Origin of the sequence: Streptomyces litmocidini (assembly GCF_014649755.1) — a bacterium.
Lineage (GTDB): Bacteria > Actinomycetota > Actinomycetes > Streptomycetales > Streptomycetaceae > Streptomyces > Streptomyces litmocidini.
Genome location: NZ_BMTQ01000002.1, coordinates 599,398 through 621,110 on the forward strand (window position 1 = coordinate 599,398; position 21,713 = coordinate 621,110).

Sequence of the window (21,713 nt, forward strand, 5' to 3'; positions counted from 1 at the left end):
GATCTGTCGCGGGAAGTCCCACCCTCTACTGAGGCCGATCTCCGGCAGTGGCCGGATCTATCACGGAAGAGATCCGAGAATATGAACAACACCGAGATGGCCGCGGTCTTCGCGGAGCAGTGCGACCTGAGCGAGACGAAGTCCAAGGTGGCGCTCAATTCACTTCTCGAATCCATCACCGGCGCGCTGAAGAGTGGTGAAACGGTGGCGCTGGACGGGTTCGGGACTTTCGAGAAGCGTCAGCGCGAAGCGCAGACCGGCACCAAGGCATCTGCCACGGTCGCGTTCACGGCCGACAAGGCCCTCACGGACGGTGTGAACTAGGGCCCGTCCGGCGGATCACTCGACGAGCCAGAGCCTGATGGCTGCTGTGGTGATGGTGCCGTGGAAGACGTAGGCACGTTTGTCGTATCGGGTGGCGACGGCCCGGTGGTGTTTGAGCCGGTTGATTGTCCGCTCGACTTCGTTGCGGCGTTTGTAGAGCTGGCTGTCGAAGCTGGTGGGCCGACCGCCCTTGCTGCCACGGCGTTTGCGGTTGGCCCGCTGGTCCTTCGGCTCCGGGATCGTGTGCTTGATCTGTCGTCTTCGCAGGTGGCTGCGGTTGCGGCGTGAGCTGTATGTCTTGTCGCCGCTGACGTGGTCAGGCCTGGTGCGGGGGTGCCCGCCTCCGGGCCGGCCGACACGGATCCGGGCAAGGACTTCGGTGAACTGGGGTGCGTCGCCCCACTGGCCCGGAGTGACCAGTAAGGCCAGTGGGCGGCGGCCACCCTCGCCAGCGAGGTGGATCTTGCAGGTCAGGCCGCCCCTGGACCGACCAAGCCCCTCGTCGGGACGGTGGTTTCGAGGCGTCGTCCTTTTTTCGGAACCCTGGGGGCGGCCTTGCGGGCCCCGGCCGCGTGCTGGTGGACCCGGCACGTGGTTGAGTCGACGCCCACCATGCTCCAGTCGAGCCGGCCCGCCAGATCGGTATCGGCCTGGACCGACCGCAGGATCCGATCCCATGTGCCGTCGGCGGACCAACGCCGATGACGTTCGTAGACCGTCTTCCAGCTGCCGTATCGCTCGGGGAGGTCTCGCCACGGGACCCCGGTCCGCACCCGGAACAGGATCCCGTTGACCACCTGGCGGTGGTCACACCAGCGTCCACCGCGCAGGCCGGCGGCGGGCAGATGCAGCGCAAGCCGCACCCACTCCGCATTCGTCAGATCACCCCGCCCCATGCCCGGACCAACGACCGGACAAGCAGACAGTCACAAGATCCGCCGGACAGGCCCTAGGCCGAATCCGACTCTGGTGACCACAGCTGTTCCCTCATGAGAAGGAGCTCTGCCGTGCCCGGAACCCTCGCAGTGGCGTCGGATCGGAGCGGTCGCAATTCGGCCAACCTGGCGCCGAATGACCTAGCAGCAATTAGAGGTAGTTAGCAGCTGTTAGTCGTCTCATGGCGTCTCATGGCGTTTCACCTGCGGCGATGCGTCAGTGAGCGGTTCTTGTTGCAGCCGGTCGCCAACCTGATCCGCCGCCCCTACGCTCTCAGTGCACCCCAAATCTCGGGTAGTTCATATCTCATCGCGCCCCGCCTGAAGGGAGCTTCGCCATGCCCGCTTGGCCGCGTATCACCTGCCCTGTCTGCCGGCGTTCTGTCGCCGTCAACCCAGACACTCGTCGGATCGCTGATCACAAACACCCACGCCCCCGAGAGCGTGCCCTTGACCTGATCTTGTGTCACGGATCCGAGAGACAGGTCGAGTTGGGCGGAGTGATGTTCTTGCCGTTCGCGGCTGAGGAGCCGAACAGAGAAGCCACGCTCTTCTGATCTGTCTGACGGCCGGCCTACGCATCGGGTGAACGCTTCGGCGAGCTCCCACCCGTATGCAGCCGAGCGCGAGGTGGTCTCAGTCCTGGTCTCAGAATGACTCGGTTCCGGAGACGTCCACGACTGTTCGGCAGGGTCCGCTTGGGTCGCTGACCTGCGGCGCAGACGTTTTGGCGGACCTCCACGGACGCCCCCGGAACAAGATCGGACAACTCGTAATGCGTAGGTCTCGGGTTCGAATCCCGAAGGCGGCTCGGAAACACCCCAGGACTCACTCGCCGTGACCTGGGGTTTTTTCATGCCCGGGGCGTGCCGGGCCGGCCGCGGCGGCCGGGCGGTCCGCGTCTCCTCGCCCGGCACGGCCCCGAGCGGGTCGTCCCCCGGGACGGTTGTCGGACGGATGGGGTGGCGGGCCGTCAGGTGGCCGGGTGCTTCGGGTCCGCCTCGCGCACGAGCCGCGAGAGGTCGTCCGCGTGCGCGGTGGACCCGGGGCCGGGATCCGGATCGGTGAGCACCCGCGCGACCTCGGTCCGCGGGATCGCGGCGCAGCGGATCGGGGCCGCGAGGCTCTGATCGGCGAAAGCGGGATTCGGCGGCATCGCACGGCGCCGCCCGGGGCGATCCCGTGGGCCCTCGTCATGCGGGGTCCCGGGCCCGCGTCCCGGGCCCGCGTCCCGGGCCCGCGTCCCGGGCCCGCGTCCCGGGCCCGCGTCCCGGAGGGGGCCCGGTCGGGCGTCGTCCGGCCCGGCCTCTTCCGGTGCCGGAGGGGCGAGGGCCCGGTGGCCCGGGGCGGGACGCCCCGGGCGGGCGGGTCAGTGGGGGAGGCCCGGCTGGTCGAAGGTGGCCGGGACGGGGAGGGTCGACCAGTGGGAGAACGGCCAGGCGACCACGACGGCGCGGCCCACCACGTCCGTCACGGGCACCATGCCGCCCCGGGGGTCGCTCCGGTGGTAGCGGGAGTCCTGCGAGCTCTGCCGGTGGTCGCCCATCACCCACAGGTGGCCGGCGGGGACCGTGACCTCGAACTGGCCTTCCGGGTCCGTGCTGCAGGCCGTGTTCCCCTGGAAGACGTACGGCTCGGTCAGGGGCTTGCCGTTGACCTTCAGGGGGCCCGTGCCCTTGCACTCGACGGTGTCCCCGGCGACGCCGATGACCCGCTTGATGAGGTGCTGTTCCCCGGCCGCCGGCATCAGGCCCACGAAGCCCAGGGCCTTCTGCAGCGTGGTGGGCTGCTTCACCGGCCGTCCCACCAGCCAGTCGCCGGGGTCGCGGAAGACCACGACCTCGCCCCTGTCGGGTTCCGCGCCGAACCACGGGGTGAGCTTGTCCACCAGGACCCGGTCGTCGACCTGCAGGGTGTTCTGCATGGATCCCGAGGGGATCAGGAACGCCTGGAGCAGGAACGTCTTGATCAGGAACGCCAGGACGAGCGCGATCCCCGCGAGGAACGGCAGCTCGATCCAGAAGGGCCGGCGCCGTTTCGCGGCGCGGCCGGCCGCCGGGGCGGCCTCGCCCGGAGGGCCTCCCTCCGGGCCCTCCCGGTCGGATCGCTCCTCGGTCGCCAAGTCGCTCATGTCCACCCTGACTTCGTCGTGTCCGTGTCGTCTGCACGGACCCTATGCCCGGGAGCGCCCGTACGGCGGTCCCGGAGCGCTCTTCACCACGTACGGGTGACCCCGAGGCCCCTCAGGGGCCCGGCTGCTCGCGCTCCTGCTGGGCCAGGAGGTATCCGGCCTGGAAGCGGCTCTCGGCGCCGAGGGCGGCCATCACGTCGGCGACGTGACGGCGGCAGCTGCGGACCGAGAGCCCCAGGCGGCGGGCGATCGCCGCGTCCGTCAGGCCCTCGGTGAGCAGCCGGACGATGGTCTGCTTCAGCTCGTCGGAGATGTCCATGATGGTCTGCCGGTCCCACTCCGTCTCGAACGGCAGGGCCTCCAGCCACAGTCGCTCGTACGCGCCCACCATGAACGCCACCACGTGCGGTTCGCGGACCAGGACCGCCGCGTGAGGGTCGTCCGGGACCGGGATGACCGCCGTCGAGCGGTCGAAGACGAGCATCCGCATGAACTCGTCGTCCAGGGTGCGGACCTGGGCCCCGAGCCGGCCGACCCGCTCCACGTAGGCGCAGGTGCCCGAGGAGAAGCGGGCGGTGTGCTGGTAGAGGACGCGCATCCGGACGCCGCGGCGCAGGAGTTCCTCGTCGCGGGCCACCGCCTCCTCCAGGACCTCGGCGCGCCGTCCGCCGCCCGGCTGCGCCGTCATGACCTCGCGCTCGCAGGTCCGGCCCAGTTCGGTGATGGCCTCCCGCACCGCGCGGAGGTCGGTGAGCAGCTCCACGTACTCCGCCTGTCGCAGGTGCGTCAGCCGGAGCAGGTGGGACTCGTACAGCGGCATGAAGGCCATCAGCTGCTCGCGGGTGCGTTCCATGTGCTGGCGGCGGGCGCGCATCTCGCGTTCCAGCGGCCCCAGGGTGCGCTGGACGGCCTCGTCCGGCGCCACCGGGAGCACGGCCCGCTCCGGGGTGCGGCGCAGCAGGCCCATGTCGAGGAGGGCCGAGACGGCCGACTCCACGCGGGAGAGGGGGAGTTCGAGTTCGTCCGCGAGGTCGGCGGAGTACGCGGGCGGCCGGGCCGGGTCCCTGGCCAGGAGGCAGGTGTAGACCCGGGTCAGGGGGTCTTCGGGGTCCTCGGAGGGGGGTGCGGGGAGGGCCGTTCCCGCCGCTCCCGTCGCCTCTTCGATCGCTGCCGGGGCGGTGGGTTCCGGGGCCGCTCCCGTGGGTTCCGGAGCCGTTCCGGCGGATGCCGTGTCCGCCGGAACGGCGGAGTCCGGAGTTCCGTCGTCGCCCTGGGCTCGCAGTATGTCTGGTATCGCCACCTTTTCCCCCGTTTGTGACGGCGTCCTCTTGCTGCCATGCAGCCTAATGAGCCATGCACTCCGCCCCATAGTCATGCCGCCCTGGATACGTTCGTACCACCGCCCACAAGGTCAAAGCGCACCAAGCTCGCGCAGCCAGCGAACATCGCAAATCCCCATGCACACCCATGAATCGCCCCTCGCCGAAGCGGAAAGAGAGCACACGACATGAAGCGGCGGATCCGCACCACCCTCCTCACCACCCTGGTCGTCGGCCTCGCGGGCCTCACCACCGTCACCGCCGGCGCCGTCACCGGCGGCACGGGCACCGACGACACCGGCTGGGGTGCTGCCGTCCTCACCGGCACGTACGACACCGGCTGGGGCGCGCCCGCCGCGGGCACGGGCACGAACGACACCGGCTGGGGGTGACCGGATGACCCTGCTCGACTGCACCCTGCGCACCGGCGGACGGCTCACCGGCGGATCCGTACCTCCCGCGCTGGCCGCCGACTACCTCGCGGTCTGCGCGCGGCTCGGCATCGACGTCATCGAGCTGGGCGACGTCCACGACCCCGCCGACCGCTCCGCCCCGCACGGCGCACTGCTGCCGGTCCCGCTCCCCGAGCGCTACGGCCCCCGCTTCTCCGTCCTCCTCGACACCGCGCACCTGCCCGCCACGGACGCCGCCGCCACGGCATCCGCCGGGCGGATCGCCGACGCCCTGGCCATGGGACCCGTGTCCGTCGGCCTCGTCCGCCTCGCCGTCCGGTACGACCGGGTGGCCCGTGCCGCCGCCCCGCTGCACCGCCTGCGGGAAGCCGGCTTCGGCGTCTGCCTCTTCCTCACCCACATCGACCTCGCCTCCTATCCGGAGCTCGACCGCTGCCTCGGCGAGAGCGCCGCACTGGGACCGCTCGACGCCGTCTTCCTCGTCGACTCCCTCGGCTCGCTCCGCCCCGAGCGCGTCATCGAACTCGTCCAGTCCACCCGCGCCGCCGTGTCCGCGCCCGTCGGCATCCACGCCCACGACAACCAGGGCTTCGCCCTGCACAACACCGTCGTCGCCGGAAGCGCCGGAGCCACCTGGCAGGACGCCGCCGTGCACGGGATCGGCCCGGGCGCCGGCCTGACCCGTACCGAGCAACTGCTCGCCCTCCTCGGCGCCGCGCCCACCGACCTCGCGCCCCTCCTCGCACTCATCGCCACGCACGTCGCGCCGCTCAAGCAGCGGTACGGATGGGGGGCCGGGCCCCGCCAGGTCATGGCCGGCCTCGCCCGCATCCCGGTCGCGTCGGTGACGGGCCTCGACCCCCGGCAGCCACCCCGCGCCTCGTAGTCCTCCGCAGTCCCGTAGTCCCGCAGTCCTCCGCGGCCCCCGCAGGTCCCGTCGTGTCCGGGGCCGATCCGACCGCGCCCGCGCCCCGCCGCACCGCACCCGACCGTGCCCGCACCCCACCGCACCCGACCGCGCCCGCACCCCACCGTGCCCGCAGTCCCAGGAGACCCCATGCCCTTCACCTCGCCCATCCTGCCGCCCGGAGAAACGGCCCCCGCCTCCACTCCGTACCGCGACCTCCCCCCGAAGACCGGAGACGCCCCCATGGCCGACCGCCGCTTCCGCATCGACCGCAGCGCCGCCACCGAGGAGTTCGGGCTCGCGTGCCAGCGGATCATCCCCTGGCCGGGCGGGGACGCCGAGCCGCCCGTCGGCGCCATGGCCTGCTTCCTGAAGCCCGGCGGGGACTCCGACCCCGACTGCCACAACCAGGACGAGGTCATGGTCATCCTCGGCGGCACCGGGAGCGTGACCCTCGACGGGCACCTGGAGCCGCCGTTCCGCGCCGGCGACGTCGTCGTGCTGCCCCGGAACCAGGAACACGTCGTCCACAACACCGGCGACACCGAGCTGAGCTGGCTCTCCCTCTACTGGCCGCTGCGCGAGCCCGCCGTCCGTACCGACAACGAGGAGGTCGCCGCATGAGCGCCGACGCGTCCACCCACTGGATCACCGCCACCCCGCCCACCCCCAACGGCGACCTCCACATCGGTCACCTCGCCGGGCCCTACCTCGCCGGCGACGTCCTGCGCCGCTTCCTCGCCGCCGAGGGCGCCGGACCCGTCCGCTACACCACCGGCCTCGACGACCACCAGAGCTACGTGCCCGTCCGCGGCCTGAACGACGGCGGACGCAAGGGCGAGGAGGTCGCCGACGGCTACGGCGCCTCCATCGAGTCCGTGTGGCGACAGGCGGGCGCCGACTTCGACGCGATCGTCCGCCCGCGCCGCGACGTCGGCTACCAGTCGGCCGTCCAGGAGTTCTTCGGCCGCCTGTACGACGCCGGGCACATCGTCGCCCGCACGCGCCCCCTGCCGTACTGCGCCGGCTGCGAGCGCTGGCTGTACGAGGCCCACCTCAAGGGCGACTGCCCGCACTGCGGCTCCGGCTCCAACGGCAACGCCTGCGAGCCCTGCGGCCGCCCCAACGACTGCGCCGACCTCGAGAACCCCGTCTGCACCGCCTGCGGCGCCACCCCCGAACTCCGCGACTGCGAGCGGCTCTACTTCCCCCTCGCCCCCTGGGAGGAGCGGCTCACCGCCTTCTGGGACCAGGTCGACATGCCGCCGCACCTGCGCTCCCTCTGCGAGCGGATGCGGGCCGAAGGACTCCCCGAGATCGCCGTCAGCCACCCCTCCGAGTGGGGCGTGCCCGTGCCCGTCGAGGGCTTCACGGAACAGCGGATCTACGTCTGGTTCGAGATGGCCCCCGGCTACCTCCTGGAGTGGACCGGCGCCGGCGGCACCGGCCCCGCGCCCGCCCCCGTCCAGTTCTTCGGCTTCGACAACGGCTACTTCCACGCCCTGCTGTTCCCCGCCGCCTTCCGGGCGTACGACCCCGCGATCGCGCTGCCGAAGGCCTTCGTCGTCAACGAGTTCTACCGGCTCGAAGGGCTCAAGTTCTCCACCAGCAGGCGCCACGCCATCTGGGCGCACGAGGAGCTCGCCCGGACGAGCGCGGACGTCCTGCGCTACCACGTCCTCTCCGACCGCCCCAACGGCCGCCAGACCAGCTTCAGTTCCTCCGCCCTCGAACTCAGCCGCACCCGGCTCGCCGAGCGCTGGGACGGCTGGCTCGGCCGCCTGCTCACCGCCGTCGCCGAGTCCGCCGACGGATCCGCGCCGGCCGAAGCGCCGCAGGGCCCCGCCTGGGAGCGGCTGCGCGCCCGACTGACCGAGACCGTCGGACAGCTGAGGGAGGCGTACGGGGCGGAGATCGGCGGCTACGACGCGCGGCGCGCGATCGCCCTGCTCGACGAAGTCGTCTGCCTCGCCGAGGACTTCGGGTACGTGAACGGCTTCGAGGCCGAGCGTCCGGACGGCGCCGCCGCGCACCGCTCCGCGCTCTCCGCCCAGCTCGCCGTCGCCGCCGCCCTGTCCGCCTGGGCCGCGCCCGCCCTCCCGTACGGCTCCGCCCGGCTCACGGCCCTCCTCGGCCTCGCGCCGGAAACCCGCCGGGTGGACGCGGAGGCCCTCGCGCCGCTCGCCCCGGGGACACCGGTGGCGGCCTGGCCCGGGGCGGTCTTCAGTGCCTGAGACGCCGGGGGACCCGCTGCCCCGCGGCGCTGTCGTCGGGCCCTTCTCCGGGCCCCGGGCCGCCTGGGGCGAGCACCTGGAGCGGGCGGCCGAACGGTACGGAGCGGCCGTGAACTGGGAGCTGTACGACGACCGCGGGGAGGCCGGGACGGCCCGGCGGATCGCCGAGGCGGTCGTCGCCGAAGGCCGGCACGCCCTGGTCGTCGGACACTTCAACAGCGCCGGCGCGGCGGCCGCCCTCCCCGTCTACCGGGCCGCCGGACTCCCCGTCCTCCTCCCGCTGGCCACCACCCCCGGCCTCCTCGCCGACAGCGCCGGCACCCTCCTGCGCTGGTGCCCCGACGACCGCGCCCAGGCGGCCGACCTGCTCGCCGCCGTACGGGACGCGGGACACGCCCGGGTCGCCGTCACGCACGACGGCAGCGCGTACGGGGAGCGGCTCGCCCTGCTCGTACGGGACGTCCCGGCGGCCGCGCGGCCCGCCGTCCCGTCGGGGGCCGTGGTCTCCGACGGGAGCGGCCCCGCGACGGGCGCCGTTCCGGTGCCCGCGGCCCTGACCGGGCCCTCCCCGGACCTCCTCGACGGGCCGGACCTCTTCGACGGGCCGGAAGGGCGGGACGTCTCGGCACTCACCGCGCTCGTCGTCTGCGGGACCCACGTCGGGGCCGCGCGGACGGCCCGGGAGTGGCGGGCGGCCGGGTTCGAGGGCGCGTTCTGGTTCACCGACGACTGCGCGGTGGACGAGTTCGCCGAACTCCTCGGCCCTGTCGCCCCCGCGTACGTCGCCCGGATGCGCGGCGGACCCGAAGCCCACGTGGACGCGGCCTTCGCCGCCGCCACCGCCGCGCTCGCCGAGGACCCGGCACGCACCGGACGCACCCTCCTCGCCGCCGTACGGGCCCACGCCGACCGGGGGTTCACCGCGCTCGGCGAGCCCGAGCCCGGGAGCGCGGGGTGGGACTTCGTGCCCGTGCCCGCGCCCGCGGCGGACGGGGCGTCCGCCCGCACCGGGGGCCGGCACGGGCGGGCCTACGACGTCATCGTCGTCGGCGCCGGGGTCGTCGGCTCCGCCACCGCCTCCGCCCTCGCCCGGCACGGCGCGCGGGTCGCGCTGGTCGCCCCCATGGACGGGCGGGACGAGCACGCCACCGCCTGGTCCGGCGGGCTCGTCCGGTCCTTCGAGGCCGACCCGTACCTGCGCGGGCTCGCCCTCCGCAGCCACCACCTCGCCTGGGGGCCCGCCGCGCTCGCGCCGGGACCGTACGGCTTCATGACCACCGGGTCGCTCGTCCTCTGCGGCGACGCCGACCTGGAACAGGCCGAGAAGGGCGTCGCCGAGCTCAACGGGGCCGGTGTGTCGGCGGAGTTGCTGGGGCCGGAGGTGCTCGGGGCCCGCTTCCCCGGACTCTCCGTCGACGGCGTCACCGCCGCCGTCTGGGAACCCCGGGCCGGTTACGCCGATCCGCCCCGCACCGCACGCGTCTACCGCGACCGCGCCCTCGCCCACGGGGCCCGGCTGCTGCCCGCCCGGGTGCGCGAACTCGACGCACCGCCCGGCGCCGACCGGGTCCGCGTCCTCCTCGAACCCGGCGGCCCCGTCGAGGCCCTCGCCGTCGTCCTCGCGGCCGGCGGCGGCACCGGGGAGATCGCCGGGCACCGGCTCAGCGGCGCGGACGCCGGACGCACCAAGAGCATCCGGTACGGCTTCTTCCACCACCCCGCCACCGCCGGCCTGCCGACCGTCGTCGACATGGTCAGCGGCGTCTGGGGGCGGCCCCAGCTCACCGGCGAGGCGGCCGGCGGCTACATGGCCGGACGGCCCGTCGACGAATGGGACGTACCCCCGGGCGGGCTCGCCACGCTGACCGACGAGCACGTGGCGTACATACGCCGGGGGGCGGCGGCGCGGTGGCCCTGGCTCGCCGATCCCGCGACCCGCTTCCTCGGCGGACGCCAGGGCGTCGACCTCTACACCCCGCACTCCCGTCCCCACCTCGGCCGCGAGCGGCCCGGCAGTCGGATCGTGCTCGCCACGGGGTGGTCGGGGGCGGGCTTCAAGACGGCGCCGGCGGCGGCGGAGCTCGCGGCGGCGGAGGCGCTGGGCGTCCTGGAAGGCACCTGACCCCCTCCGGCTCCCACGCCCCGGGGCCCTTCCCGCCACCCGCCGCCCGGACCACGCCCCGCGGGGCGGCACCCCTCCCGCACCCGCCCGTGTGGGGCCCGCGCCCTGCTGGGCGGCGCCCCCGCCCGTGCGAGGCCGCGCCCTGCGGGGCGGCACTCCCCCACCCCCCCCGTGTGGGCAATCGTCCCGCTGGGCGGGACGGGTGGGCACACGGGACGGCGCCCATAGCGGCGCCTCCGCGTTCCGGGCCTGAACCCGCACCCCGTCGTGCGGCGCACGTTCCGGTGCGGGTCCAGGCACAGCAGCCTCGGGCGCCGTTCCGTTGTGCCCACCCTCCCCCGAGCTCTCGGCTTCGCTCGAGCAGGGGACCCCCCCTCGCCCCAGCGGAACGACCGCCCCCAACGGCGGGGCGGGCGCAGCCCGCAACGGGGCGCGGGGCGGGCACCGCCCCGGTGGGGAGCGGGTCGGCTCAGGCGAACGAATGTCCATCACTCACTCGAAGGTGACACCGTGACCGATCTGCTGCAGCGGCCCGACGCCGCCCCCCGCAGCGCCCTCGGCGTGCGCGCTCTCGTCGTGTTCTACGTCAGCAGCCTCGTCGGGACCGGCATCCTTCTGGTGCCGGGGCTGACGGAGCGGCAGGCCGGGCCCGCCGCGCTGCTCGCGTGGCTGGCGCTGGCCCTCAGCTCGTACCCCTTCGCCCGTTTCTTCGCGGAGATGTCGGCCTGGCGCCCCGATGCCTCCGGTCTCGCCGCGATGGTGGAGGCCGGGTTCGGGCGCCGCCCGGGGCGGGCGGCGGCGTTGCTGCTCGTCGCCACGTACGTCATCGGGAATCCGGTGATGGGCATCGTGTCGGCCCGGTGCCTGCTCGGGCTGCTCGGCCAGCCCGACGGGCCCGTGTACCCGATCGCGATCGGCTTCATGGCGTTGTCCGCCGCGTTCACGCTGCTCGGGCTCACGGCCGGCGCCCGCGTGCAGACCGCCGCGCTGCTCGTGCTGCTGGTCGGCCTCGGCGGCGCCGTGGTGCTCGCGGTGCCGCGGTTCGACGCGGGGGAGTACACCCCGTTCCTCACGCACGGCTGGGGCGGCGTCGGCATCGCCGTCGTCACCGCCTTCTTCTCCTTCCTCGGCTGGGAGAACGTCTCGACCCTCGCCGAGCAGGTCGACGACCCCGCCCGCAGCTACCGGCGGGCGATCCGCTGGGCGGTGCCGATCGTCGGGCTGCTCTACGCGGCGGTGACGGCCGCCTACCTGGCGGTCCCGGGCGACGAGCCCGTCGTCATCACCGCCCTGCTGGGCGCCTCGCTCGGCGACGGCGGTGCGATCGCCGGTGATCTCCTCGCCCTCGGTCTCGCGGTGGTCGCCACCAACGCCTGGGTGCTCGGCGCCACCCGGGTCGTCCGGGCGGCCGCCCGCGAGCGGATCCTGCCGCGCGCCCTGGCCGACCGCCCGGTGCGGGCGACCGTCGCGCTGGCCCTCGCCTACGCGGCCGTCCTCGGCGCCCTGACCGTCACGGGGACCGGCGAGGAGCTGGTGCTCGTCGTCACCAGCAGCGCGTTCCTGCTGCTGTACGTGGCCGCCGCCGGGGCCGCCCTGCGGGCGCGCGGCACCGGCCGCGCCCTGCGCGCGACGGCCGTCGTGACCCTGGTGATCGCGGCCGTCTTCCTCTCCTTCGCCGGTACGGGACTGCTGTTCGCCCTGCTCCTCGCCGCCGGCTGCGTCGCCCTCTCCGGCCGCGCGCGTACGTCCTGAACCCCTTCCCACCGAAAGGCACTTCGCCATGAACGAGACCGTGAACGAGACCGTGAACGCGACCACCCCCGTCTACGACGTCGTCGGTGTCGGCTTCGGGCCCGCCAACCTCGCCCTCGCGATCGCGATCGAGGAGCACAACGAGCAGGCCGCGCCCGAGGACCGGCTCACGGCCGTCTTCCTGGAGAAGCAGCCGGACTTCGGCTGGCACCGGGGCATGCTGATCCCGGACGCCACCATGCAGGTCTCTTTCCTCAAGGACCTGGCCACGATGCGCAATCCGCGCAGCCGCTTCGGCTTCGTGCCGTACCTCCACGACCGGGGCCGCCTCGTCGACTTCATCAACCACAAGGTGCTGTTCCCGACCCGCGAGGAGTTCCACGACTACCTCCGGTGGGCCGCCGACGGCGTGGACCACATGGTCCGTTACGGCCTTGAGGTCACCGCGATCCGCCCGGTGGGAACGGCGGGGACGGCGGGAACGGCGGAGGCGTCGGGCCCCGTCGTCGAGGTCGACGTGGCCGCCTTCGGGGAGGCGGAGGCCGCCACCTACCGGGCCCGGAACCTCGTCATCGGGACCGGCCTCGTGCCCCGGCTCCCCGAGGGCGTCGAGTCCTCCGAACGCCTCTGGCACAGCAGCGAGTTCCTGCACCGCCTCGCCGCGCTGCCCACCGACGCGCCGCGCCGTTTCGTCGTCGCGGGAGCCGGTCAGAGCGCCGCCGAGATCGCCGACCACCTGCACCGGACGTACGAGGGGGCCGAGGTGGTCGCCGTCCACACCCGGTACGGCTACAGCCCGGCCGACGACAGCCCCTACGCGAACCGGATCTTCGACCCGGCGGCCGTCGACCTCTACCACGGTGCCGAGCCGTCCGTCCGCCGGACGCTCATGGACTACCACCGCAACACCAACTACGGCGTCGTCGACATGGACCTCATCGAGGAGCTCTACCGCCGCTCGTACCAGGAGAAGGTGCGCGGCGAGCAGCGGCTGCGGATCCTCGGCGTCACCCGGCTCACCGAGGTCGAGGAGGGCCCCGACGGAGTCCGCGTCCAGGTGCGGAACCTCGCGACGGGCGAGACGGAGACGATGGAGGCGGACGCGGTCGTCTACGCCACCGGCTACTCCGAGCCCGACCCGGCCCGGCTGCTCGGCGAACTCGACGCCGCCTGCGCGCGCGACGAGGACGGCCGGCTGCGGGTGCGCCGCGACTACCGGGTGCAGACGGTGCCCGAGGTGGAGGCCGGGATCTACCTGATGGGCGGCACCGAGCACTCGCACGGCATCACGGCCAACCTGCTGTCGATGGCCGCCGTCCGGGCCGGCGAGATCTGTGACTCCCTGGCCGCCGGGCGCCGTTCCGACAGGCGGGCGCCGGTGGCGGCGACCGGCTGATCCCCCGTACAACACCTGTACCCACACTTCGACGAGAGGGCACCATGAGCACCACCACCCCCACGGAGCCCGGCGACGCGCTGCCCGTCACCGAGCGGACCCGGCTGCGCCGGATGCGCCACAAGGGGAGCCACCGGCGGGCCGACCTGGACGCCGTGCTCGCCGCGGGTTTCCTCTGCCACCTCGGCGTCACCGTCGACGGCACGACGATGGTGGTGCCCACCGCGTACGGCGTGGACGGCGACCGGCTCTACCTCCACGGTTCGGTCGCCAGCCGCAGCCTGGTCCAGGCCCCCGACACCACCGTCTGCGTCACGGTCACGCACGTCGACGGCCTCGTCCTCGCCCGCTCCGTCTTCGAGCACGGGGTCAACTACCGGTGCGCGATGATCTACGGCGTTCCCGAGATCGTCACCGACCCGGAGGAGAAGCTCCGCGGCCTGCGGGCCCTGACCGAGCAGAGCTCGCCGGGCCAGTGGGAGTACGCGCGGCAGCCGAGCCGCAAGGAGCTGGCCGCGACCGCGGTGCTCGCGCTCGACCTGACCGAGGCCTCGGTGAAGACCGCCGCCGGCCCGCCGGACGACGGCGAGTCCGAGGACGCGGCGCTCGGCCTGTGGGCGGGGGTGCTCCCGGTGGTGACCGTCTTCGGCGAGCCGGTCACGGACCCGATCCTTCCGGCGGACTTCGCCCCGCCGGCCCACATCGCCTCGCGCGCGGGGCGGGTCCTGGGCGGGGACCCGGCGGCCGCCGCGGGGGTGTAGGCGGGGGCGGATCCCCGCGGGGCGGGGCCGCTCCGGGCCGTACGGGGCGAGCCGCCCGGGGGCCGCGCCCGGGGCAGGACCGAGCCCAGCCGCGTGTGCGGCTGGGCTTTCCCGCGTCCGGGCGTCCGGGCCCGTCCCCGGACGTCCGGTCCGGGACCGTGTCCGGGGTCGGTGGCCGGGGTCAGTCGCCGTGTCCGGTGCCTCCGCTGCCGAAGCCTCCGCTGGAGATGCCGCCCCACTTGCGCTTCTCCTCGGACGGCGGTTCGGACGAGGTCTCCGTGCCGCCGTTCTTCAGCTGGTAGGGCATGAGCCGGTGCGCGCCGTCGGTCTGCGGCATCTCGGCCGGCCTGCGGTATTCGGACGTCTCGCCGGGGAGTGCGCCGGTGTCGGGCCGGTGCGGCTGCTCCTCCGGCTTCGGGGGCTCGGGTTCGCGGTTGCGGACCCGGTACCCGTACCAGAAGGCCCCGATGAGGATGGCCACGAGGACGAGACCGCCGAGTACCTGCCCCATGCCCTCCTGCCAGACTCCAGCGGCCAGGTCCTCTGCTGCGCTGAGAGTGTTCATACCAAAAGGATTACCCGATTCCGCTTCTTCGAATGCGTCGAGCGGCCGTCCTCCGGGAATCCCCGCCGAATCCTCCGATCCGGCTGAAACATTTCCGCGCCCCCATCGCGTCAATGAGGTGTACGGCGACCACGCCACGTGACCGCGAGGGAAAGGAGGGGCATGAGAAAGTCCCGCGCGGACGAGTTCCACGAGTTCGCCTCCGCACGCACGGGGCACCTGTTCCGCTCGGCGTGCCTGCTGACCAGCGGCGACACGCATCTCGCCGAAGACCTCACCCAGGAGACGCTCGGCCGGATGTACGCCCTCTGGGGCCGCGTGGCCCGGATCGGGAACCCCGCCGCGTACGCCCAGACCGTGCTGGTCCGCACGTTCCTCAGCCACCGGCGGCGCCGCTCGGCCACCGAGCGCCCCCTCGGCGAACTGCCCGACCGCGCCCCCGCGCAGGGCGAGGACCCGGCACTGCGGATCGCGCTGCTCGACGCGCTGGCCGCGCTCGCGCCGAAGGACCGGGCGGTCGTGGTGCTGCGCTACTGGGAGGACCGCAGCATCGAGGAGACCGCCGACGCCCTGCACATCAGCTCCGCCGCGGTGCGCACCCGCTCGGTGCGCGCGCTCGCGAAGCTGCGGGAACGGCTCGGCGGCAGCCTCGTCGCCTTCGCCGGCCGCTGAGCGCGGTACGGCTGCCCGCACCCCCCCCACCCACCTCAGTACTCCCCTTCTCGTCCACTGACCGGAGACGGTGATCTCGGCATGCCCCAGAACGAAGGAACCCAGCACGACGGAGCCCCGCACGAGCGCTTCGAGGAGGAGCTCGGCGCGGTCCTGCGCAGCACCGGCGACGGCTTCGCCGTCGACGACCGGCGCGAGCTGGTCGCGGCCGGGCTCCGGCGCGGCCGGCGCCGCCTGGTGCGCCGCCGCCTCGCGGTGACCGGCGGCGTCGCCGCGCTCGCCGCCGTCGGCCTCGGCGGCGTCTACGGCGGTTCGCTGCTCGACCCCGCCGGACGGGCGACGACGACCTCCGTGGCGGCGCCCCCGCAGCCCACCCGGGCCGGCGACGCCGGCGCCCGCACCGGCAAGAAATCCTTCCTCGACGCCCAGATCCCGGTGAAGGACATCGCCGCCGTCCTCAAGGCCCACACCCCGGCCGGACGGTGGCGGTTCGACGACCTGGACGGCAAGGGCCAGTCCGCCACCGGCGTCTACGACGACGGCCACGGCGAGGCGGGCGTCAGCGTCGGCCTCTACCGGGCCGGAGCGACCGCCGAGGCCGGCATCGACCAGGTCACGTGCCCCGACAAGGCCCTCGTCCCCCTCGACTCCTGCACCAGCGAGACGCTGCCGGGCGGTGACCGGCTCATGGTGCTCCAGGGGTACGAGTACCCCGACAAGCGCGAGGAGACCAAGAACTGGCGGGCGGTCCTGCTCACCCGGGACGGGACCGTGATCGACGCGAGCGAGTACAACGCCGCCGCCGAGAAGGGGGCCGCGATCAGCCGTGAGAACCCGCCCTTCAGCCCCGCCCAGCTGAAGGCCCTCGTCACGGCCGACGCCTGGGAGCCGCTCCTGCGGCAGCTCCCCGAGCCGCCCGAGTCCCCCGAGGGCCCGGGCCGGGCGCCCTCCGTGCCGAGCGCGGCCGTCGTCCAGGCCACCCTGCGCTCCCTGCTGCCCGCCGGCGTCACCGTCGGGTCCCACGGCGGCGGGGACGGCCACGGCTACGTCGTCGTCGACGACGGCAAGGGCGCGAGCCTCGTCGGCGTCGACGTCCAGCCCCTCCCCGGGGACGGGATCGAAGGCCTCTTCACCGGCGCCGGCGTCGTCACCCTGCCCGACGGCACCAAGGTCAGGTCCACGCAGCAGCCCGGCGAGAAGGGCGGCGCCGGAGTCGTCCGGTGGAGCGTCGACACCCTGAGCCCGAAGGGCTTCCGGGTCAGCGTCTCCGCCTTCAACTCGGGCGCGCAGCACGAGACCGCCACGCGCGCCGAGCCCGCGCTGACGATGGAGCGGCTGAAGACGATCGCGCTCAGCCCGAAGTGGCGGAAGCTGCCGCCGAAGTAGGCGGGAGAGGGGTACGGGCCCGGAGCCCGTGCCCCTCCCCCCGGGGCGGGCTACTTCGCGTCCGCGTACCGCTCGACCGTCGCCGTCGTGAACGGGAACCGGACCGGCGTCTCCCCGAACGCGATCCGCCCGGCCTCGTCCCCGGCCGCCCGGATCGCCTCCGTCACCGCCCCCGCCTCCTCCGCCGGACAGTGCACGATCACCTCGTCGTGCTGGAAGAACACCAGCTCGGCCCGCGTCCCCGACAGGGAGCGCCGCAGCGCCGCCAGCATCAGCAGCGCCCAGTCGGCGGCGCTGCCCTGCACGACGAAGTTACGGGTGAACCGGCCGCGGGCCCGCGCGTTCCCCGAGGCGTACCCGGGGGCGAACTCGCCGCCCTCACGCTCCGGTTCGCCGGCGTCCTGCGGGATCCCGGCCTCCTCGTCCCCGTCCGAGCCGACCGCCCGCGGGCTGGTCCGGCCCAGCCAGGTCCGCACGAGCCGGCCCTCCTCACCCGCCTTCGCCGCCTCGTCGACGTAGGCCACCGCGCGCGGGAAGCGGCGCCGCAGCGCCGCCAGGTTCTTCAGGCCGTCGCCGCTCGTCTGCCCGTAGACCGCGCCGAGCAGCGCGATCTTGGCGTGCTCGCGGTCGCCGGAGAAGGCCCGGTCGGAGAGCCGGGTGTAGAGGTCGTCGGGGTGCCCGGCGACCTCCATCAGACCCGGGTCGCGGGAGATCGCGGCGAGGACGCGCGGCTCCATCTGGTCGGCGTCGGCCACCACGAGCCGCCAGCCCTCGTCGGCGACCACCGCCCGCCGGATCACCTTCGGGATCTGCAGGGCGCCTCCGCCGTTCGCCGTCCAGCGCCCGGTGACCGTGCCGCCCGGCAGGTACTCCGGCCGGAAACGCCCGTCCCGCACCCAGTCGGCCAGCCACGACCAGCCGTGCGCCGTCCAGATCCGGTACAGCTTCTTGTACGCGAGGAGGGGCTCCACCGCCGGGTGGTCCAGCTCGGCGAGCTCCCAGCGGCGCGTGGACCTGACCCGGATCCCGGCCTGCGCGAAGGCCCTCACCACATCGGCCGGCAGGTCCGGCCGGACCCGGCGGCCGAACGCCGCCGACACCTCGTCCGCGAGCTCCGCGAGCCGGCGCGGCTCGCCCCCGCCCGCGTACCGCTCGCCGAGCAGCTCGCCCAGCAGCTCCCGGTGCACGTCCGCCCGCCACGGCAGCCCCGCCCGGTGCATCTCGGCGGCCACCAGCATCCCCGCCGACTCGGCGGCCGTCAGCAGTCGCATCCTGCCCGGGTGCTCCGCCCGGTCGTGACGGCGCAGCTGCTCGGCGTAGACCGCGAGAAGCCCGTCGAACGGCACGGAGACGGTGGGGCGCGGCTCGAAGAGCGAGTCCTGAGAACCGGGCTCGGCGGCGCGCTGCGGAGGGTCGGGCGGCACGGGGGCGTTCCTCAGGCGCGCCCAGGCGGCGGCGGCCGACCGGGGCTCGCCGAGCCGGCCCTCGTGGCCCAGGAGGAGCTGCTCGGCGTCCTCCACGTCGTAACACCGCTCGACGCGGACCCCGGCGGCGAGCAGCCGCGGATAGACCTCCGCCGTCGACCGCCACACCCAGCGGGCCACCTCGGGCCGCGCCCGCACGGCCGCCACCAGGTCCGGCTCGCGCCGCACCCGGCCGGCGGGCAGCCCGTCCGGGCCGAGGGGCACGAGCAGGGCTCCGTCCCCTTCGGCCTCGGCCGCCAGCGCCCACCTCTCACTCATGCCCGCGAGTCTGACACCCCCCACTGACACCCCCGGCCTTCCGGCCGGCGGCCCCGCCCGCGGCGGGGGGCGCGGGTCACGCCGCCGCGTGGAAGAGGGCCGCCGCCGCGCCCCGCGAGTCGACCCCCAGCTTGTTCAGGATGTTCGCGACGTGGAACTTCACCGTGGACTCGCTGATGTGCAGCTCCTCCGCGATCCTCCGGTTCCGGTGCCCGAGCGCCAGGTGCCGCAGGACCTCGACCTCCCGCGGGCCGAGCCCGGTCAGCGGGTGCGCCGCCTCGACGGGCGCCTCCGGGGTGGCCAGCGGGACGACCGCCGTGATGGTCGTGCCCCAGCCGGGGACCGCGTCCATGTCGAGCCGTCCGCCGAGCACGTCGAGCCGGTCCCGGATCGTCCCGGCCCCCAGGTCGCAGGGGGCGAGCGCACCGGCGCCGTCGTCCCGGACGGATGCCCGCAGTTCGTGCTCGGTCAGCTGCCAGCCGACGTGGACGCGCCGCACGGAGTCCTGCTCCAGGACGATCAGGAGCAGCGACCGGACGATGGCCCGCGCGCTGTGGGCGACGTCCGCCGCGAGCGAGCGCGTCGAGTCGGGCGCGCCCAGTTCGAGCCGGACCCTGCTGTGCCGGAGCATCGGCCGGAGTTCGCCGGCGAGCCGCTCGAAGGCGTCCTGCGCGGGTTCCTCCGCGAGCGCCCGGTCCCGCCGCTGTTCGGCCCGCATCTCGATCAGCGCGGACGCGGCCAGGTCGGTGGCGGTGGCCCGGGCGGTCGTGTCGTCGAGGGCCCGGCTGCGGAGCACCCCGAGGACGCCGGAGAGCGCGGCCGCGTGCGCGCCGGTGAGTTCGGCGATGACCCGGGCCCGGGTGTCGGCGGCGGCCCGTGAGCGGGCGAGCGCGCCCGGCAAGGCCTCCGTCGCGAACCGGTCGAAGTGCGCGGTGACCAGGTCCCACAACGCCTGCGCCACGGTGAGCGCGGCCGCGTCGACGGGGGCGGCGCCGTCTGCCCGTACGAGCACGAGGACCGCCCCGCGCCGGGTCGCGTGACTGGTGACGGCGACGACCTCGCGCGCGCGGCCGCCGATCGTCGCACGGCCCTGCCAGGGGGCACCGGGTACGCCGGCCGCGAGCAGCGGGGTCAGTTCGGCGGCGGTCATCAGCTCCGTACCGCCGAGCGCCTTGAAGGGGGAGTGGGCGCAGTGGGTGGAGAGTTCGGCCGCGTCGACGTGCGGGACGATCGGGGCGAGGGCGGCCGAGACCTCGGGAAGGATCTCCCCGAGCGGCTGCCGGATGATCTCGTACGCGGTGGTCAGCGTGGACGCGTCCATGCGGTTCAGCCTAGTGCGGGACGACCAGGTGACGGCCCGTCTTCCGGCCAGGTGGGACTGGCCGTTGGACGGGCCGGGATCGGGTGGCCGACGGCGCAGTCTTGGGACGTCGAAGAGCGAACGGACGGCGTCGGAGGCCCAGATGGAAGCGATCGTGTACGAGGAGTTCGGCGGCCCCGAGGTGCTGCGCCACGAGACAGGTGTCGCGAAGCCGGAGCCCGGACCCGGCGAGGTCCGGGTCAAGGTGGCGGCGGCCGGGGTCAACCCGGTGGACTGGAAGCGGCGTTACGGCTGGGTCGAGGCGTTCTACCCGACCGCTTTCCCCGCCGTCCCGGGCCTGGAGTTCGCCGGCACCGTCGACGCCCTCGGCGAGGGCGTCGACGACCTGGCCGTCGGCGACGAGGTCCTCGGCTGGACGAAGACCGGCGCCTACGCCGAGTACGCCATCGCCGGCACCGTCGCCCCCAAGCCCGCCGGGCTCTCCTGGGAGGCCGCCGCGAGCCTCCCGGTGGCCGGCGAGACCGCCCAGCGCGTCCTGGACCTGCTCCGGGTGCGGGAGGGCGAGACGCTGTTCCTGCACGGCGCGGCCGGCGTCGTCGGCTCGGTGGCCGTCCAGCTGGCGGTCGCGGCCGGGATCACGGTGATCGGCAGCGCCTCGGAGTCCAACCACGCCCACCTGCGCGAACTCGGCGCGATCCCCGTCGCGTACGGGGACGGCCTCGCCGACCGGGTCCGCGCCGCCGCCCCGGAGGGCGTCGACGCGGTCTTCGACGCGGCCGGCCACGGCGTGCTGCCGGTCGCGATCGAGCTGCTCGGCGGCGGCGACGCGGCGAAGGAGCGGATCGTGACGATCGCGGCGACGGACGCGGAGGAGCACGGCATCGTCTTCTCCGGCGTCACGGGCGACCCGGACGACGTGCGGCGCGGCCTCACCGCCCAGGCCCGCATGGCGGCGGAGGGCGCGCTCACGGTCCGCCTGGCCGAGACGCTGCCGCTGAAGGAGGCGGCCCGTGCCCAGGAGACGAGCGAGTCGGGCCATGTACGCGGCAAGATCGTCCTGATCCCGTAGCACCCCGGCACCCCGCCCGCCCCCGTTGCGGGCCACACCCGCCGGGCGGTGCCCGCCGGGCCGCACCCGCCGGGGCGGTGCCCACCCCTCGCGCCCCGCCGTTGTGGGCAGTCGTTCCGCTAGGGCGGAACGGGTGGGCACAACGGACGGCGCCCTTGCCGGCGCCCGAGGCTCCCGCGCCTTGACCCGCACCGAACGTGCGCCGCACGACGTGGTGCGGGTCGGGGCGCGGAACGCGGAGGCGCCGCTGATGGGCGCCGTCCCGTGTGCCCACCCGTCCCGCCCAGCGGGACGATTGCCCACACGGAGGTGGGCGGGGGCGCCGCCCAGCAGGGCGCGGCCCCACACGGCGGGTGGGCCGGGGCAACGCCCCGCAGGGCGCGGGCCCCACACGGCGAGTGGGCGGGGGCGCCGCCCAGCAGGGCGTGGGCCCACACGGCGGGCGGGGGGAGGGGCGCCGCCCCGTCGGGCGCGCGTCCCCACGGGCAGGGGCGGGCGCCGCCGCAGGGCGCGGGCCCACACGGCGGGTGGCGGAAGCGGCTCCGCCCGCCGGGCGCGGGCTCGTACGGGCGGGAGCACCGTCCAGCGAGGCGCGGCCCCAGCGGGGTGGCAGGGGGCCGGGGCCGCTCGCCCCCACGGGGGTGGGGCGGGCGGCCCCGTGCGG

19 protein-coding genes are annotated in these 21,713 nt (G+C 74.5%); 12 read left to right on the plus strand and 7 right to left on the minus strand.

Annotation, left to right across the window (positions count from 1 at the left end):
- Positions 1-81: 81 nt before the first annotated feature.
- Positions 82-324 (plus strand): HU family DNA-binding protein, encoded by a 243-nt coding sequence (locus IE180_RS06105; protein WP_190155688.1) that lies wholly within the window; start codon positions 82-84, stop codon positions 322-324.
- A gap of 15 nt (positions 325-339) precedes the next feature.
- Here the strand turns inward: IE180_RS06105 and IE180_RS06110 are convergent.
- The 4 genes from IE180_RS06110 to IE180_RS37100 all read right to left on the minus strand — a co-directional run bounded on the left by IE180_RS06110 (position 340) and on the right by IE180_RS37100 (position 4,690).
- Positions 340-1,220, minus strand: a protein-coding gene (locus IE180_RS06110) for an IS5 family transposase (RefSeq protein ID WP_373302680.1) whose coding sequence is annotated in 2 segments (ribosomal slippage) — positions 340-872 and positions 872-1,220 — 882 coding nt in all. Because the reading frame shifts where the segments join, the coding sequence is not laid out codon by codon here.
- A 1,012-nt stretch (positions 1,221-2,232) separates the two neighbouring features.
- Positions 2,233-2,415, minus strand: coding sequence for a hypothetical protein (locus IE180_RS06115; RefSeq protein ID WP_190155690.1), 183 nt, complete (start codon positions 2,413-2,415; stop codon positions 2,233-2,235).
- 213 nt (positions 2,416-2,628) lie between these two features.
- Positions 2,629-3,390: a signal peptidase I gene (lepB, locus tag IE180_RS06120; RefSeq protein WP_190155691.1), complete on the minus strand. Its 762-nt coding sequence runs from the start codon at positions 3,388-3,390 to the stop codon at positions 2,629-2,631.
- A 112-nt stretch (positions 3,391-3,502) separates the two neighbouring features.
- Positions 3,503-4,690 (minus strand): helix-turn-helix transcriptional regulator, encoded by a 1,188-nt coding sequence (locus IE180_RS37100; protein WP_268255432.1) that lies wholly within the window; start codon positions 4,688-4,690, stop codon positions 3,503-3,505.
- 207 nt (positions 4,691-4,897) lie between these two features.
- On the opposite strand from IE180_RS37100, the gene IE180_RS06130 reads away from it, so the two are divergent.
- The 8 genes from IE180_RS06130 to IE180_RS06165 all read left to right on the plus strand — a co-directional run bounded on the left by IE180_RS06130 (position 4,898) and on the right by IE180_RS06165 (position 14,294).
- Positions 4,898-5,101, plus strand: coding sequence for a hypothetical protein (locus IE180_RS06130; protein ID WP_190155692.1), 204 nt, complete (start codon positions 4,898-4,900; stop codon positions 5,099-5,101).
- Between the two features lie 4 nt (positions 5,102-5,105).
- Positions 5,106-6,008 carry a hydroxymethylglutaryl-CoA lyase-like TIM-barrel protein gene (locus IE180_RS06135; RefSeq protein ID WP_190155693.1) on the plus strand — a complete coding sequence of 301 codons (903 nt, stop codon included), beginning with the start codon at positions 5,106-5,108 and terminating at the stop codon, positions 6,006-6,008.
- 171 nt (positions 6,009-6,179) lie between these two features.
- Positions 6,180-6,653, plus strand: coding sequence for a cupin domain-containing protein (locus tag IE180_RS06140; protein WP_190155694.1), 474 nt, complete (start codon positions 6,180-6,182; stop codon positions 6,651-6,653).
- A complete protein-coding gene (locus IE180_RS06145) occupies positions 6,650-8,263 on the plus strand; it encodes a class I tRNA ligase family protein (protein WP_190155695.1) in 1,614 nt (537 codons plus the stop codon). The genes IE180_RS06140 and IE180_RS06145 overlap by 4 nt, the downstream gene beginning before the upstream one ends.
- The gene (locus IE180_RS06150) at positions 8,256-10,385 is read left to right on the plus strand and encodes an FAD-dependent oxidoreductase (RefSeq protein ID WP_190155696.1); all 2,130 of its coding nucleotides are present in this window, start codon (positions 8,256-8,258) and stop codon (positions 10,383-10,385) included. The genes IE180_RS06145 and IE180_RS06150 overlap by 8 nt, the downstream gene beginning before the upstream one ends.
- A gap of 510 nt (positions 10,386-10,895) precedes the next feature.
- Positions 10,896-12,137, plus strand: coding sequence for an APC family permease (locus tag IE180_RS06155; RefSeq protein ID WP_190155697.1), 1,242 nt, complete (start codon positions 10,896-10,898; stop codon positions 12,135-12,137).
- Positions 12,138-12,165: 28 nt separating this feature from the next.
- Entirely contained in the window at positions 12,166-13,533 is a 1,368-nt protein-coding gene (locus IE180_RS06160; RefSeq protein WP_190155698.1) for a lysine N(6)-hydroxylase/L-ornithine N(5)-oxygenase family protein, read from the plus strand.
- 44 nt (positions 13,534-13,577) lie between these two features.
- A complete protein-coding gene (locus tag IE180_RS06165; RefSeq protein ID WP_190155699.1) occupies positions 13,578-14,294 on the plus strand; it encodes a pyridoxamine 5'-phosphate oxidase family protein in 717 nt (238 codons plus the stop codon).
- Positions 14,295-14,475: 181 nt separating this feature from the next.
- On the opposite strand, the gene IE180_RS06170 is transcribed toward IE180_RS06165, so the two are convergent.
- A complete protein-coding gene (locus tag IE180_RS06170) occupies positions 14,476-14,859 on the minus strand; it encodes a DUF6479 family protein (protein WP_190155700.1) in 384 nt (127 codons plus the stop codon).
- Positions 14,860-15,021: 162 nt separating this feature from the next.
- On the opposite strand from IE180_RS06170, the gene IE180_RS06175 reads away from it, so the two are divergent.
- Together IE180_RS06175 and IE180_RS06180 are read left to right on the plus strand one after the other, a co-directional pair.
- Positions 15,022-15,531 carry a SigE family RNA polymerase sigma factor gene (locus IE180_RS06175; protein WP_190155701.1) on the plus strand — a complete coding sequence of 170 codons (510 nt, stop codon included), beginning with the start codon at positions 15,022-15,024 and terminating at the stop codon, positions 15,529-15,531.
- Positions 15,532-15,612: 81 nt separating this feature from the next.
- On the plus strand, positions 15,613-16,917 hold the full coding sequence (locus tag IE180_RS06180; RefSeq protein WP_190155702.1) for a hypothetical protein: 1,305 nt from the start codon (positions 15,613-15,615) through the stop codon (positions 16,915-16,917).
- Positions 16,918-16,967: 50 nt separating this feature from the next.
- Here IE180_RS06180 and IE180_RS06185 read toward each other — a convergent pair whose 3' ends face one another.
- On the minus strand, positions 16,968-18,659 hold the full coding sequence (locus tag IE180_RS06185; RefSeq protein ID WP_190155703.1) for a bifunctional 3'-5' exonuclease/DNA polymerase: 1,692 nt from the start codon (positions 18,657-18,659) through the stop codon (positions 16,968-16,970).
- Between the two features lie 76 nt (positions 18,660-18,735).
- A complete protein-coding gene (locus IE180_RS37335) occupies positions 18,736-19,980 on the minus strand; it encodes a LuxR C-terminal-related transcriptional regulator (protein WP_190155704.1) in 1,245 nt (414 codons plus the stop codon).
- Positions 19,981-20,122: 142 nt separating this feature from the next.
- On the opposite strand from IE180_RS37335, the gene IE180_RS06195 reads away from it, so the two are divergent.
- The gene (locus tag IE180_RS06195; RefSeq protein ID WP_190155705.1) at positions 20,123-21,049 is read left to right on the plus strand and encodes an NADP-dependent oxidoreductase; all 927 of its coding nucleotides are present in this window, start codon (positions 20,123-20,125) and stop codon (positions 21,047-21,049) included.
- Positions 21,050-21,713 lie beyond the last annotated feature (664 nt).